This is a genomic window from Thalassospira povalilytica (assembly GCF_002844235.1).
Taxonomy (GTDB): Bacteria; Pseudomonadota; Alphaproteobacteria; order Rhodospirillales; family Thalassospiraceae; genus Thalassospira; species Thalassospira povalilytica.
Genome location: NZ_PGTS01000001.1, coordinates 642086 through 657926 on the forward strand (window position 1 = coordinate 642086; position 15841 = coordinate 657926).

A 15841-nucleotide genomic window follows, 5' to 3' on the forward strand; every position below is an offset into this window, starting at 1 on the left:
GACCGAAATCAACCGGTTTTTATCCGCCTGCGAGGACATATGAACGGCAAGACCGACGACCAGATTGATCAGGAAAAATACCGTGCCCCGGCATTGTCAAAGGGGCTCGATATCCTTGAACTGCTTGCCTCTGAAGTGGACGGATTGTCGCAGATCGCCATTGCCAAGCAGCTGAACCGCAACACGTCCGAAATCTTCCGGATGCTGATGGTGTTGTGTCAGCGCGGCTATATCGAACAGCGCGAAGAAGACGACCGTTATCAACTGACGACCAAGATGTTTGAAGTTGCACACCGTCATCCGCCGATCCGTCGCCTGACCTCGATCGCGGGCGATGCGATGCAGCGTCTTGCCAATGAAGTGAACCAGTCGATGCATCTGGCGATCATTCATTCGGGCAAGGTGCTTGTGATTGCGCAGGTCGACTGTCAGGACAACAACATCACCGCTGTTCGCCTGGGCGCGCAGATCAATATTTTTGACACGGCATCGGGTCGGGTGCTGGCGGCGTGGATGGATCAGGATGGGCTTGATAGCCTGATGAAGGATGTCGGCACCGAACCGGCAGACAAGTATCAGGCATTTCTTGATGACCTGCCCAAGGTGAAGGAAGCGGGATATTGTGAATCACAGTCGCTGACCATTGCGGGGGTCTTGAACCTTTCTGCGCCGATCTTTGATTTTTCGGGCAAGGTCGTGGCGGCATTGACCGTACCGTTTATCCAGCGCCTGTCGGGAACGTCGGTGGCATCGGTCGAAGAATGCCGTGAACGTCTGATCGCAGTGACAAAGGATATTTCCCGCCGTCTTGGTGCCGGCGCACATAGCTGATTGCGCCGAACGCCAACAGGCACCCGAGAACATCGCTGTGGTGCCTGTTCCTATTCCTAGGTGTTGTCGCTGGTGTGCTTGCGCAATTTGCGATGCAGGAAATCGATGAAAATGCGCACCTTGGCCGACAGGTTGTGACGTTCCGGATACACGGCATAAATATCGGCATCGACATGGGCATATTGCGGCAGCACGAGTTGCAGGCGGCCTGCTTTGACGTGTCGGGCAATATCCCATTCGGACCGCAACATGATGCCAAGCCCGTCCATCACCCAGCCCAGTGCAATTTCACCGTCATTGCTGCTGAGTGTGCCGTGCACCTTGACCGTTTCGGAATGCTGACCCCGCTGTAATTTCCAGACATCATAAACATCATTGTCCTGACGCAGGATGATGCAATTGTGGTTGATCAGGTCCGAAAGACTGCGCGGCATGCCGTGCTTTTCGATATAGGACGGGGCCGCACATAAAAACCGCCTGTTGGCGAGCAGCTTGCGCGCAGTGATACGCGAATTGGGCAATCCCCCGAACCGGATGCCAAGATCAATGCCTTCTTCAACCATGTTCATCGGTGCATCGGTCAAAAGAAGCTGGACCTCGACCTCGGGATAAAGGTGGGAAAACTCCGAAATCACCGGGGCCACATATTCACGCCCGAACCCGAATGTTGCATTGATGCGCAAAAGCCCGCTCGGGGTTTCGCTGGCATGGGAAACCCGTTCTTCGAGTTCTTCGATTTCGCGCATGATCTGGATCGCGCTTTGGTAATAGGCCTCGCCTTCGCTGGTCATGCTGATCCGGCGGGTGGTCCGGTTCAACAAACGCACTCCAAGTCGATCTTCAAGTTTGGCCAGCCGTTTGCTGACCGCAGGCGGCGACAGGTTCAGCTCCTGGGCGGCTGCACTCAGGCTGCCCTTGCGGACCAGAAGAACGAAAAAGCCGAGATCACTGTCTGATGACATTCTTAACCTGTGCGACACAATGAAATGAATAATCAGAAATTATAATGAATAACTAAAAAATCTACACTGCAAGAGTCATTCGGGCAAATGATTCAAGCCAAATACGCGTGTCCTACTGCGCCACAAAAGCCCGTAATGACATCAGGGAAACAGCTGGTGACGGGGCCGGGTGTGCTTTGCCGTCCCTTCGTGACCAGCCGGTGCCAACAAAGTTGGTGCTGTTCATTCTACGGGAGGAATACCAATGCGTAAGCTCGCAATCGCGGCAGCCATGGCTGCAACCCTGGTTTCAACACAGGCATTTGCCGAATATCCGGAAAAGACGATCAACTACATCATTCCGTTCAACGCGGGTGGCGAGTCTGATGTTTCCGCACGTTTCCAGCAGCCCTATCTGGAAGAACTGGCTGGCCAGTCCTTTGTGATCCAGTACATGGCGGGTGCCGGCGGTGCACAGGCCTGGTCACAGCTTAACGGCATGGAAGGTGACGGCTATACGATCATGGGCATCAACCTGCCCCATACGATCCTTCAGCCTATGGAAAAGGACGTTGGGTACGAAACCAAGGACCTTACCTATATCAACTTCTTCCATTACACCCCGAACGCCCTGTTCGTTCCAAAAGACAGTGAATTCCAGTCGCTTGGCGAACTTGTGGAATATGCAAAAGCCAATCCGGGCCTTGTCACGCTGAGCGGTTCGGGATCGAATTCGGCCAACCATCTGGGGCAGGTTCAGTTTGATGAACTGGCCGGTATCACGACCACCTATGTCCCGTTCAGCGGCACCGGTCCGGCGGTTACCGCGATCCTTGGCAGCCAGACCACCGGTGGTTTCAACTATGTCACGTCCGGTGTGAATAACGGTGATGGCATGCGTATGCTTGCTGTTGCGTCCGAACAGCGCGTCAAGGCATTCCCGGATGTCCCGACCTTCAAGGAACTGGGTTACAACATTGTCGGTGGTGCATTCCGTGGTGTTGCCGTTCCAAGTTCAACCCCGGAACCGATCCGCGAAAAGATTTCGCAGCTGATCACCGATGTGAACAACAACCCGGAATTCCAGAAAAAGATGGAAGATGCGGGCTTTGTTCTGACCGACATTTCCTATGACTTCATCAATGACTTTGTCGCGGCCAAATCCGAAGAATACCGCGAAATCGCAGAAAAACTGGGCATTGCCAACCGGTAAGTGCCCGGTCTGAAACATTTGAAACTGCGACAATAAAAAGATTGGGATTGGAAAGGTCCATCGTCATGGAGCTCTTGGGTTATCTTGTTAATGCCTTGACGCCACTAAATATTCTTATGGCACTTGGTGGCGTCATTCTGGGCACTGTAATCGGTGCTTTGCCGGGACTCTCGGCAACCATGGCGGTGGCCGTTCTGGTCCCGTTTACCTTTACCATGGATCCGGCGACCGGTTTGATTGCACTGGGTGCGATCTATACCGGCGCCATTTATGGCGGTGCCTTTGCCGCCATTCTGGTCAACACACCGGGAACCCCGTCGGCGATCGCCACGACCTTTGACGGTTTCCCGATGGCCAAACGTGGTGATGGCAGTCTTGCAGTAACACTGGCGACGCTTGCTTCTGTTGTAGGCGGGCTCGTCGGGGGTGTGTTCCTGTTGCTGCTGTCACCACCGCTGGCAAAGGTGGCACTTGCCTTTGGCCCGCCGGAATATTTCTGGTTGGCGATTTTCGGACTGACTTTGATTTCGGCCCTGTCGGTTGGCAACACCATCAAGGGATTGCTGGGCGGCTGTATTGGTCTGATGCTGGCGATGGTGGGTGTTGCTGTGGTGGGCGGTGATATCCGCTTTACGATGGGCACCCATATGTTGCTGGGCGGGTTTGATATCGTATCGGCACTGATCGGGCTTTATTGCATCCCGGTTCTGATTGATCTGGTTGCAACGCCTGACCCGCATTTGAAGGTAGAGCAGGGCAACCGTGGCATTCGCCTGCGCGAAGCATTCGGCATCGCCTGGGAAAGCAAATTCAACGTTCTGCGCAGCTCGATCATCGGGACTGTGATCGGGGTTTTGCCCGGTGCGGGTGGATCGATTGCCGGACTGGTTTCCTATTCCGAAGCACGCCGGTCATCGAAAAAGCCCGAAACATTCGGCAATGGCGCACCCGATGGCATTATCGCAACGGAATCTGCCAATAACGCAACAGTTGGTGGCGGTTTCATCCCGACCCTTGTTCTGGGTATTCCCGGTACGCCACCCGATGCGGTCATTCTTGGTGCGTTGCTGGTACAGGGGATCAAGATTGGTCCGACGCTGTTTTCCCAGCAGGGCGATATTGTTTACACCTTTATCTTTGGTCTTTTGATTGCAACGGCCCTGATGTTGCCGGCCGGTTTGCTGATCGGGCGCTATGCCTACAAGTCGATTGCATCAATCCCAAAGACCCTTCTGGTTCCGACCATTGCCTTTTTGACCGTTGTCGGCAGCTTTGCCATCCACAGCAACCTGCATGATGTGCAGATGATGCTGGCGCTTGGTGTGATTGGCTGGCTTTTGAACCGGTGCGGTTTCGCGCCGTCGCCGATTGTGCTTGGTCTGGTGCTGGGACAGATCGCCGAACAGGGATTTGTGCAGTCCTATCTGATCGGCAACGCGACCCATAATCTTGCCGGTATGTTCTTTGGGCGTCCGATCAGTCTGGCAATTGTTGCCCTTGCCGCCTTTACCCTGCTTTATCCGCTTGTCTTCTCCAAACGCAAGGAAAACGCCAAGAAGCGCGCGCTTGATGCGGCACGCAGCTATGCCGACAGTCAGGGATCAACCACCGTGGGTGACGTCGAGCCGGTTGCAAAAAGCGGTTTTGCACCCCTGGCAGGATTGAAAAAACAGCTGGCAAAACCACGTGATCATGCGGGCATGTTCTTGTCTGTATTGCTGATTGGTGTGGCTGTCTGGGCATTTGCGGAAACATCTGCCATGACCCCGATGGGGTCGGTCTTCCCCAGCACGATTTCGGTGGCGATCATTGTCATGTCACTGATGCTTCTGGGGCTCAATATATTGCGTAAACCGGCAGGTCCGGAGCAAGGGGGCGATGCTGACAATAGTTCAAATGCACGCCGGGTTGCTTTGGTCATTGCCATGGTTGTCTGGGTGGCGGTGATCCCGATGGTCGGCTTTGGCATTGCTGCCATTCTGGCCTTCCTGATTTTGGGACGCGTTGCCTGTTACGAGCATATGTCGGCCAAGCGCATCCTTGGCGAAGCGGTCGGCGGGCTTGTGATTGTCGGGGGGCTTTATCTTCTGATGGCCGAAGTGCTGCTGATCAGAATGCCAACCGGCGCGCTTTTCTAGGACACGCTTCAAACCCGTATAAAATTAATCTGCAAACTGAAGAGACTTGTGATGAAGAACTATCGTATTGCTGCCATTCCGGGTGACGGAATTGGTAAAGAGGTTGTTGCGGCCGGTGTAGAAGTACTTGATGTCTTGGCAAAGCGGGATGGTGGCTTCACCATGAGCTTCGACAGCTTTGACTGGGGATCGGATTACTACAAAAAACACGGCATCATGATGCCGGCCGATGGCCGCGATCAGATCAAGGATCATGATGCGATCTATTTCGGTGCCGTGGGTGCGCCCGATGTCCCCGATCATGTGACCCTTTGGGGGTTGCGTCTTGCGATTTGTCAGCCGTTTGATCAATACGCCAATGTGCGCCCGACCCGTATTTTGCCGGGCATTGAAAGCCCGCTTCGCAATGTCAAACAGGGCGAACTGGACTGGGTGATCGTGCGCGAAAACTCCGAAGGCGAATATGCCGGGCAGGGCGGTCGATCGCATGTCGGCCTTCCCGAAGAAGTCGCAACCGAAGTTTCGATTTTTACCCGTGCCGGTGTCACGCGCATCATGCGGTTTGCCTTTGACCTTGCCCGGTCACGCTCGCGCAAGAAACTGACCGTGGTCACCAAAAGCAACGCCCAGCGCAACGGCATGGTGATGTGGGATGAAATCGCCAAGGAAGTGGCGGCCGAATATCCGGATGTCGAATGGGACAAAATGCTGGTTGATGCAATGACCATGCGCATGACCCTGCGCCCGGAAACCATTGATACCATCGTTGCCACCAACCTGCATGCCGACATTTTGTCTGATCTTGCCGCTGCCCTTGCCGGGTCGCTTGGCATTGCACCGACGGCAAACCTTAATCCCGAACGCAATTTCCCGTCGATGTTCGAACCGATCCATGGGTCGGCGTTTGATATTACGGGCAAAGGCATCGCCAATCCGGTCGCAACATTCTGGAGTGCGGTGATGATGCTCGATCATCTGGGGGAAAAGGCGGCATCGGATCGTTTGATGCGTGCGGTGGAACGCGTTACCGCTGATCCGTCCCTGCATACGCCCGATCTGGGAGGTAATGCCACCACCCGTCAGGTGACCGATGCCGTGATTGCGGCAATCCACGGCGATAACGTCTGATCGTGGGGCAGGCAGATGACAGGGGATGACATGATGTCTGGCATTGGCGATAGCACGGCAATCAAAAGGTTCCTGACGGAGCTTTTTGAAACGGCTGTGCGTGCTGCTGATCCGGATATCTGTGTGCCGGCGCATCTGCCTGCGCCGCCAAACGGACGCACGATTGTGATCGGTGCGGGCAAGGCATCGGCAAAGATGGCGCGCGCACTGGAACAGAACTGGTCAGGGCCATTGTCGGGATGTGTGGTCACGCGTTATGGACATGCGGTACCGACCGACCATATTGAAATCATAGAGGCATCCCACCCGGTCCCCGATGCCGCGGGACTGGCGGCAACACCGAAGATCACCGAACTTGTGCGCGATCTGCGGGAGGATGATCTGGTCATTTGTCTGATATCGGGCGGGGGATCGGCGTTACTGGTTGATCCGGTTGCGCCGCTGGATCTTGCCGGGTTGCGCGACATCAATCGTGCCCTTTTGAAATCCGGTGCGGCAATTGACGAGATGAATTGTGTTCGCAGGCATATTTCAAACGTCAAAGGCGGTCGTCTGGCCGCGATGTGCCATCCGGCACGCGTTGTGACCCTGGCGATTTCCGATGTGCCGGGTGACAGTCTTCTGGATGTGGCATCGGGGCCGACTGTTGCTGATCCGACAAGCTGTGCAGACGCGCTGGCAATTATTGACCGATATGACATCGCGCTTCCCGATGCTGTGCGGGCCATGCTTGAAAATGGCGAAACCGAAAGCATCAAGCATGACGATCCGCGCATTGCAAAATGTGAGGCCGTTCTGATTGCAACACCGCAAATGGCGCTGGAAGCTGCCGCGCGAAAGGCGCGTGATATGGGAATTGCCGCCCATATCCTTGGCGATGCGATCGAAGGTGAAGCATCTGACGTCGGAACGGTCTTGGCCGGTATCGCACGTCAGATCGTGCTGCGCGGGCAGCCGTTTGCACGTCCTTGTCTGTTATTGTCCGGTGGCGAAACAACCGTCACCGTAAAGGGCAACGGGCGCGGCGGGCGCAATGTGGAATTCCTGCTGGGGTTGGCGGTTGCGCTTAATGGTTTGTCCGGGGTCTATGCGATTGCCGGGGATACCGATGGTGTTGACGGGCTCGAAGAAATTGCCGGTGGTCTGATCACACCCGATACCCTTGATCGCGCAATTGGTATCGGGATCAAGGCGCAAGAATATCTTGCAAACAATGACGGACACAGTTTCTTTGAGCGGCTTGGCGATGCGGTGATTACCGGGCCGACTTTGACGAATGTGAATGATTTTCGTGCAATATTGATTAATTGATATCTGAATTAAGTCCCACAAGGAGGAAATGGCTGAAATGGCTGGTAAACAACATAAGATCGCGGTGATCGCCGGGGACGGCATTGGCACAGAAGTCATGCCCGAAGGTGTTCGCGTCCTTGAAGCAGCCGCCGAGGTCTATGGGATCGATCTTGCGTTTGATACGTTCGAATTCGGGTCCTGCGACTATTATCTCAAACATGGCCAGATGATGCCCGATGACTGGAAGGCACAGATCGGTAATCACGATGCCATTTTCTTTGGTGCGGTTGGTTGGCCCGATACGGTGCCCGATCATATTTCGCTGTGGGGATCGTTGATCCAGTTCCGGCGCGATTTCGATCAATATGTCAGTCTGCGCCCGGCAAAACTGATGCCCGGTGTGCCATCACCCCTTGCCGGTCGCAAGCCGGGCGATATTGATTTCTATGTGGTTCGTGAAAATACCGAAGGCGAATATTCGTCGGTTGGCGGGAAAATGTATCCCGGCACGGATCGCGAGATCGTTATTCAGGAAACCGTCATGTCGCGGATCGGTGTTGACCGTATCCTGAAATATGCGTTCGAGCTGGCCCAAAAACGCCCGCGCAAACATCTGACATCGGCGACCAAATCCAACGGCATTTCGATCACCATGCCCTATTGGGATGAACGTGTTCTGGAAATGGCAAAGTCCTATCCGGATGTAACCTGGGACAAATATCACATCGATATTCTGACCGCACAGTTCGTCATGAACCCGGATCGCTTTGACGTGGTGGTCGCATCGAACCTGTTTGGCGATATCCTGTCCGATCTTGGTCCGGCCTGTACCGGGACCATCGGTATTGCGCCGTCGGGCAATATCAACCCGGAACGCAAATTCCCGTCGCTGTTCGAACCGGTGCATGGTTCGGCCCCGGATATCGCCGGCAAGGGTATTGCCAACCCGATCGGCCAGATCTGGTCAGGTGCGATGATGCTGGATCATTTGGGCCATACCGATGCCCATGACGGCATCATGCGCGCGATTGAAAAGGTCCTGTTGTCGACCGAATTGCGGACGGCCGATCTTGGCGGTACGGCAAATACGGTCACCTGTGGCAAGGCAATTGCCGATGCGGTTCGCGAACAAGGCTAACCTCCCCAAGAAACGATAAGAACAGTTTCCCTTATGTCCTGACCCGATCACGGCTTATTGCGGTGATCGGGTTTCTTTATGGCCGGTGACATGGGCCCATAACCGTTCGGCAAGCGCACTTCGGCGATGGCGCGGGCGGGTGATGCGGATTTCAAGCGGGATCGACGGGGCCGGGTTTGTGCCCGTGTTCGTGCCCGCGACAAAGGGCTGAAATGACTCGGATATCTCGAAGGGCTGTAGCTGTCCTGTTTCAAGATCACGCGCAATCAGGCTTTCCGGAAGCCATGCGAAACCGGCACCATTTCTGACCATCGAATGCAATGTCGCCGCCAGATGGGATGTGAAATTGGCGGTGCCTTGCGGTGTGATTTCGCCGTTTTGATCGCTGGCGGCAATGATCCGGCCAAGCCCGGATTCCGTGCTGTAGGCCAGATACGGCACGGGCGTCTTTGTTGCGTGCGCACTTGCGGCAAGTGACGGACTTATCACGGCCATCAGCCTGTCATGCCCGATCACACAGCTTTGAAACAGCGATGGCTGCAAACCATCAGGCGTATTGGAGGCATCGGGTCCATCTGGCCGGGCATGGGCAATCAGAAAATCTGTCTCACCCTTGAGCATACGGCTTTCACAGGCCTGCATGCTGTCTGACACCAGATTAAGCGGGCCCAGTGCGATGTCTTCATTCTGGCGGCGCAGCCATTCCGGGATGAAGGTAAAGGACAGCGCATGGGTTGCTGCAATATTCAGCGACGCATTGGCTGTTTTCGCAAGTTCTGCGGCCTCGCGCTTGGCCTGTGTCAGGGAAAAGCAGATTGCCCGTGCATGGGACAGGAAATGTTCCCCGGACGGGGTCAGGGAAACAGAATGCGTGGTGCGTTCAACCAGGGACGCCCCGACCCAGGTTTCAAGTGCCCGGATACGTCGGCTGAATGCCGGTTGGGTGATGTTTCTGATTTCGGCCGCACGTGAAAAATTAAGCGTCTCACACAATGCGATGAAATCTTCAAGCCAGCGCAATTCCATTCTGGTTATGCCAAATCTGTATAAATATAGACCCAGTTCACATTGGATGAGAGGGCTTTGCAAGCCTTAATATGTAGTCATTCATCACATTTACCGACGCCCATTACAGAGAGCTGGTCATGCAAATCGTCGATATCGTCGAAGTTACAAAACCCATCGCATCCCCGATCCGCAACGCCTATATCGATTTTTCGAAAATGACGGCCAGCTTGGTGGCGGTTGTCACCGATCAGGTGCGGGATGGCCGCCGGGTGGTCGGATATGGTTTTAATTCCAACGGACGTTACGGGCAGGGCGGCCTGATCCGGGAACGGTTCCGGGATCGCGTATTGTCGGCCGATCCGAAAAGCCTGATCAATGATGCGGGCGATAACCTTGACCCGCATCGCATCTGGGCGGCGATGATGCAAAATGAAAAGCCTGGCGGGCATGGCGAACGATCGGTTGCGGTCGGGACCATGGATATGGCGGTCTGGGATGCGGTGGCGAAAATCGCCGGAAAACCGCTTTTCCGTCTGCTTGCCGAAACATACGGGGTCGAAGCCGATCCCAGGGTCTTTGTTTATGCCGCGGGCGGTTATTACTATCCGGGCAAGGATCTTTCGGCATTGCGTGCTGAAATGCGCGGATACCTTAATCGCGGCTATACGGTTGTTAAAATGAAGATCGGCGGGGCATCGATTGACGAAGACCGCCGCCGGATCGAAGCTGTTCTGGAAGAAATCGGCAACGAGGCCCAGCTTGCGGTCGATGCCAATGGTCGCTTTGATCTGGAAACCGCAATTGCCTATGCCAAGATGCTGCGCGAATATCCGCTGTTCTGGTACGAAGAAGCCGGCGATCCGCTCGATTATCAGCTTCAGGCTGCCCTTGCCGATTTTTATCCGGGCCCGATGGCAACAGGGGAAAACCTGTTTTCCCATCAGGATGCCAGAAACCTGTTGCGTCATGGCGGCATGCGCCCGGATCGGGACTGGTTGCAGTTTGACTGCGCGCTTTCATACGGGCTTGTTGAATATCTGCGCACGCTTGATGTTCTTAAGGTTCACGGCTGGTCGCCGAAACGCTGCATTCCGCATGGCGGGCATCAGATGTCGCTTAATATCGCAGCCGGTCTGGGACTTGGTGGCAATGAAAGCTATCCCGACCTGTTCCAGCCTTATGGCGGTTTCCCCGATAGCGTAAAGGTCGAACAGGGCTATATCACCATGCCTGAACTGCCCGGCATCGGGTTTGAAGGCAAATCCGATCTGATTTCGGTGATGCGCGAACTGGCCGAATAACGCGCCCTGCAAACAAACACCCGACAATCGCGCACATGGTGTTGCGGTTGTCGGGTGTTTGCATTTGATCCGGGCGGACCGGGTTACTTCGGATCGTAAAGACGGGTCGGATTGTCGATCAAAAGGGCGCGTTGCTGTTCGGGTTTGGGGGCAACGCGTGCAATATGGTCAACCAGTTTGCCATCGTCTGGCACATGGCTTTTCATGTTGGGATGTGGCCAGTCCGTGCCCCAGATCACGCGATCGGGAATGTCTTCGACGATCGCCTTGCCAAAGGCCACCACATCGTCATAGGGCGGGCCAGCAACTGTCAGGCGTTCCGGGCAGGTGACCTTGACCCAGATATGGTCATTTTCGCGCACCAGTTTGCGGAAACGCTCAAAGTCCGGGTGATCAACGCCCTTGGTCACATCGGGGCGGCCCAGATGATCAATCACCACGGTTACCGGCATATCGATCAGGAACTGCTCTAGACCCGGCAGGTCGGCGGCTTCGAAATAGACAACAATGTGCCAGCCATAAGGTTTGATCTTTTCAACGATCTTGAGGAAATGGTCGCGCGGCGTATCATCAACCAGTCGTTTGACGAAATTGAACCGCACCCCCCGCACGCCAGCCGCATCAAGTTCATCAAGATGTTCCTTGCTGACATCCGGGCGGACGGTGGCAATGCCGCGATAGCGACCATCTGACGCCAGAAGTGCATCGACAAGCGCGCGGTTATCCGCACCATGACAGGTCGCCTGAACGATGACGGATCGATCAACGCCCAGATATTTGTGCAACTCAAACAGTTTGTCCTTGCCGGCATCGACCGGGGTGTATTTCCGTTCCGGTGCAAACGGAAAATCTGCCTCTGGCCCGAAGACATGGCAATGGGCATCCCAGGTTCCTTCGGGCAGGGTGAATTTCGGTTTGGACGGGTTGGGATGGAAGGGCAGATAATCTGGCGATGGGGGCATGGGTATCCTCGTAAATATCGTCAGGCGCCCGGCAGGCAGCGCCATATTTGGCGGCCGTGCTGGGACGCAGGATCAAGGCAAGTGGTGGTAAAGCCAAAACTTGGTCGGGCCGGATCACCCGACATATTTTGCAAGGAATTCGGCCGTGCGGGCATGTGCCACATCCGCCGCATCCGCGACATAGGACGGGCGCGCATCATTGGCAAAGGCATGACCGGCGTCATACATGTGAATTTCCATATCCGGCAAATAGGCCTTGGCCTGATCAAGCATTTCGGCGGGAACATGGTCATCCTTGCTGCCGAAATGGCCAAGGAATGCAGCCTTGAGCGGGCGGTCAAGATATTGCGGCAAACGCGTGCCGTAAAACGCAACACCTGCCGCAATATCAAGATCCTGTGCCGCGCGCAGAGCCAGTCCGCCACCCCAGCAAAAACCGATCACACCGACTTTGCCCCCATTGGCAGCAAGTGCTTTGACCGCGGCATCGATATCGGCAACGGTTTTCTCAAGATCGGATGCCAGCATCATGTCGCGGCCACGCGGGGCCTGATCAAACGGAATTACCGCATCGCGTTCCTGACGGTCAAACAGGGCCGGGATCGCAACTTCATAGCCAAGGGCTGCATATTTGGCCGCAACTCCTTTGAGCTGGTCGGTCACGCCGAAGATTTCCTGAAGGATAACAATCCCGCCGCGACGTTCGCCGACAGCCGGTTCAAACCAGCAATTCAGCGAATGGCCATCCGATGCGGTAATGGTCTTCATCATGTCATGTGTTCCTGTTGTCTTGTGCCTGTGATGGTCAATGCGTTACCGGCAAATCAGACCGGCAACGCATGATAGATCGCGGTTATTTGCCGACCGGAATGCCGGCTTCTTCAAAATATTTGATCGCGCCCGGGTGATAGGGCATCAGGTTTTTCGGGGCCATCTTTTCTGGTTGGGCACGGGCAAAGGCACCAAAGGTTGCCTTAAGCGCATCGCGTCCTTCGGCGATAGCCTTGGTCAATTTGTAAACCAGATCGTCGCTGACATCTGCGTTGGTCATCAGAACCCAGGGGATCTGCATCAGGTTGACGTCATAGTTCTGAAGGCCATTGATCTTTTCGTTCTGTTTCATCGAAACGATATCGCCGGCGGGCAAAAAGCCCTTGAACAGTGACGTGCCGATCACGGAATTATCCAGCGAGATATAGCAAAGACCGCCACGGTCCTGAAGTTTCACGCTGGCCTGCTGACCGGCACCGGCATTCAGGCTGACAAGTGCGATATCCACCAGACCGTCACCAAGGGCGTTGATCCCGGCAACAAAATTGGCAACCGGAACCATCTGGAAATCTTCGTATTTCAGGCCGGCATTGGCAAGGCCACCCATGATGTAATAGGGGATGATGGTCGATGACGTATATTCCGAGGCAATGCGAAGCTCGGATGCCCGATTTTTAAGGTCATCAACCGATTTAAGGTTGAGATCACAAGGCGCCATCAGGCCGGTGGTCAGCGGGAACATCGTTCCGACCAGACGCATATTGCCATTGGCGCGGTCATAGTTGCCCGTCCCGGAATAGGCATATTCCGCTTCGACACCGTTGGAGAAACCGAAATCAACCTCGCCCGAATTGATCAGCGGCAGATACCCGACCAGCGGCTGGGTCCGCGCGATGATGCCCGCATCATTGGCGACTTTGGCAACGGCCTGACCGGAATTATAGGCAAGTGATCCTTGTGCGCCGGTGGCGACCGTGACGACCTGGGCGGATGCGGCACTTGCACTGATTGCAAGGCCAATCAGCCCGGCAGACAATGCCTTGGTGAGTTTGTTCATTTTCAGTTTCCTCCTGATTTCACTTCGTTCTTTTGGTGTGTTCCCTGAAACCGCAGGCCGACAGCCAGCAAAATGGCTGCGATTGCGGCGATGATGTGAAGTTGAATGCTGAATGCGGCGGGCAGGAAGCCCAGCGGCAAGGCGGCAAAGCCAAGAATGGTAAAGGCGATGCGCAACATCGGCCCAAGACCACGCGACCAATACCCGACAATCCCGGCGGTTACGGCAATCACCCCGATGATCGCAAGACCAAGGTTAAGGGCAATATCGATCCAGCTTCCCTGCATCAGAATTGCCGGGGTTTCGACAAAGATGAAGGGCAGGATAAAGGCCGCCCAGCCAATGCGCATGGACGCAATCCCGGTGGCAAGCGGATCATCCTCGGTGATTGTTGCCGCGGCAAAGGCGGCAAGGGCAACCGGCGGGGTAATCATCGACATCATCCCGAAATACAGGATGAACAGATGTGCCGCGATCGGATCAATCCCGGCTTCGACCAGGGATGGTGCAACCAGTGCAGCCAACAGGACATAAACGCCCGATGTCGGCATGCCCATGCCAAGGATCACACAAATCACCGCTGATACGGCAAGCAGCAAGAAGGCGTTTGATCCAACCGCATCGACCAGAACCAGTGTCAGGGCAAAGCCAAGCCCGGTGATGTTGAGAATACCGATCACGAACCCGGCCGCCGCCACCACAAGGATCAGGTCAACCATCCCGGTTCCGGTTTCAACAAAGGTCCGGCCCAGCATTCGGGGTGTCAGTCGATATCCGCGATACCCGCGCACGAAACCGACAATAACAATTGCAACCGCCGCCATAAGTGCGGAATCTTCGGGATCCATCCGCCACCAGAACAGGGCAGCCAGAAGGACAGCAAACGGGATGATAAAGTGCCAGCCTTCTTTCAGAACCTCGCGAACCGTCATGGTGTCCGTATCGGCAGGCTGAATATTATCGCGTCCGGCAATCAGATCGACCTGGGTGAAGACGCTCAGATAATAAAGGATGGCTGGAATAAGGGCGGCGCCGGCGACCGTGAAATAGGAAATATCAAGGAACTCGGCCATCAAAAAGGCCGCCGCCCCCATGATTGGCGGGGTAAGCTGCCCGCCGGTTGACGCCACGGCTTCAATCGCACCGGCATCGCGTTTGGTATAGCCGCCGCGCTGCATCAGCGGGATGGTCACCACCCCGGTGGTGACGACGTTCGATACCGCACTGCCCGAAATCGATCCGAACAATGCCGACCCGACAACAGAGATTTTGGCACTGCCACCCCGTGATCGACCGGTGGCCGCCATGGCAAGATCGGTAAAGAAGTTCCCACCCCCCGCAGCAAACAGCAATTTGCCAAAAAAGACGAACAGCATGACGATGATCGTGCCGACCGCAAGAGGGGTGGAAAACACCGCATTCGGGTCAAAGCCGATATACTGGACCATCCGTTCAATGGTCAGCGCCTTGCCGATCAACTGACCGGGCACCTTGTCGGCGAACAGTGAATAGACCATGAAAACAAGGACGATGGCAAAAAGCATCCAGCCGGTCCGCCGACGGATCCCTTCGACCACGCCAAGCGTTACCACAGCACCAATCAGGGTAATCTGCCAGGGACGATAAGCCTGTTCTTGCAGCAGCCAGACAAAATCAAGTGCTGCATACATCAGAACCGCAAATATGATCGCGGCAACCGTGCCGTGGAACCAGCCGATGGTTTGCTTTTCCTCGCCGCGGAAATTGAACTTCAGATAGGCGATGGTCAAAGCCATGCCGAGCTGGAAGGCCATATATTGTTGTGGCAAGACAGCAAAGCCCAAGCGGATCGGTGCTTCAAGATTCCAAAGAATACAGGCAACCACCATGCTTGATGCCAGCACGGTAATCAGATGATTGCGCAGGGATGCCGAATTGATCATGGCCGTGCCCCCGTTTTTGCGCATATCGGCACGGCCCCGGCATGATGCGGGATCAAAAGGCAATGGATCGTCGCCAGACGCGCATCGGAAAACAATGCGCTGGTGTGTTTTGCCACACGCGGGTTCCGCGTCATGGGC

At 55.3% G+C, this 15841-nt stretch carries 13 protein-coding genes; 7 read left to right on the plus strand and 6 right to left on the minus strand.

The features are described 5' to 3' along the window. Positions 1-39: 39 nt before the first annotated feature. Positions 40-831, plus strand: a complete 792-nt coding sequence (locus tag CU041_RS02745) for an IclR family transcriptional regulator (protein ID WP_101245663.1) — start codon at positions 40-42, stop codon at positions 829-831. A gap of 56 nt (positions 832-887) precedes the next feature. Here the strand turns inward: CU041_RS02745 and CU041_RS02750 are convergent, their stop codons facing one another. Then, positions 888-1793 carry a LysR family transcriptional regulator gene (locus CU041_RS02750; protein ID WP_101245664.1) on the minus strand — a complete coding sequence of 302 codons (906 nt, stop codon included), beginning with the start codon at positions 1791-1793 and terminating at the stop codon, positions 888-890. Between the two features lie 244 nt (positions 1794-2037). Here CU041_RS02750 and CU041_RS02755 point away from each other — a divergent pair, with 244 nt between their 5' ends. The 5 genes from CU041_RS02755 (at position 2038) to CU041_RS02775 (ending at position 8682) form a co-directional block, all read left to right on the plus strand. Then, positions 2038-2985: a tripartite tricarboxylate transporter substrate binding protein gene (locus CU041_RS02755; RefSeq protein ID WP_101245665.1), complete on the plus strand. Its 948-nt coding sequence runs from the start codon at positions 2038-2040 to the stop codon at positions 2983-2985. A gap of 65 nt (positions 2986-3050) precedes the next feature. Next, positions 3051-5123 (plus strand): tripartite tricarboxylate transporter permease, encoded by a 2073-nt coding sequence (locus CU041_RS02760; protein ID WP_101245666.1) that lies wholly within the window; start codon positions 3051-3053, stop codon positions 5121-5123. 51 nt (positions 5124-5174) lie between these two features. Further along, a complete protein-coding gene (locus CU041_RS02765) occupies positions 5175-6251 on the plus strand; it encodes a tartrate dehydrogenase (protein ID WP_101245667.1) in 1077 nt (358 codons plus the stop codon). 30 nt (positions 6252-6281) lie between these two features. Beyond that, positions 6282-7562 carry a glycerate kinase type-2 family protein gene (locus CU041_RS02770; protein WP_407702971.1) on the plus strand — a complete coding sequence of 427 codons (1281 nt, stop codon included), beginning with the start codon at positions 6282-6284 and terminating at the stop codon, positions 7560-7562. 37 nt (positions 7563-7599) lie between these two features. Next, positions 7600-8682 (plus strand): tartrate dehydrogenase, encoded by a 1083-nt coding sequence (locus CU041_RS02775; protein ID WP_068519456.1) that lies wholly within the window; start codon positions 7600-7602, stop codon positions 8680-8682. 54 nt (positions 8683-8736) lie between these two features. Here the strand turns inward: CU041_RS02775 and CU041_RS02780 are convergent, their stop codons facing one another. After that, positions 8737-9708 (minus strand): LysR family transcriptional regulator, encoded by a 972-nt coding sequence (locus tag CU041_RS02780; RefSeq protein ID WP_101245668.1) that lies wholly within the window; start codon positions 9706-9708, stop codon positions 8737-8739. 119 nt (positions 9709-9827) lie between these two features. Here CU041_RS02780 and CU041_RS02785 point away from each other — a divergent pair, with 119 nt between their 5' ends. Further along, entirely contained in the window at positions 9828-10991 is a 1164-nt protein-coding gene (locus CU041_RS02785) for a mandelate racemase/muconate lactonizing enzyme family protein (RefSeq protein ID WP_101245669.1), read from the plus strand. A gap of 83 nt (positions 10992-11074) precedes the next feature. Here the strand turns inward: CU041_RS02785 and CU041_RS02790 are convergent, their stop codons facing one another. The 4 genes from CU041_RS02790 to CU041_RS02805 form a co-directional block, all read right to left on the minus strand. Then, entirely contained in the window at positions 11075-11953 is an 879-nt protein-coding gene (locus CU041_RS02790; RefSeq protein ID WP_101245670.1) for an amidohydrolase family protein, read from the minus strand. A 114-nt stretch (positions 11954-12067) separates the two neighbouring features. After that, positions 12068-12724: a dienelactone hydrolase family protein gene (locus CU041_RS02795; protein WP_101245671.1), complete on the minus strand. Its 657-nt coding sequence runs from the start codon at positions 12722-12724 to the stop codon at positions 12068-12070. Positions 12725-12806: 82 nt separating this feature from the next. Then, entirely contained in the window at positions 12807-13781 is a 975-nt protein-coding gene (locus tag CU041_RS02800) for a TAXI family TRAP transporter solute-binding subunit (protein ID WP_101245672.1), read from the minus strand. Positions 13782-13783: 2 nt separating this feature from the next. Further along, positions 13784-15727 carry a TRAP transporter permease gene (locus CU041_RS02805; protein WP_101245673.1) on the minus strand — a complete coding sequence of 648 codons (1944 nt, stop codon included), beginning with the start codon at positions 15725-15727 and terminating at the stop codon, positions 13784-13786. Positions 15728-15841 lie beyond the last annotated feature (114 nt).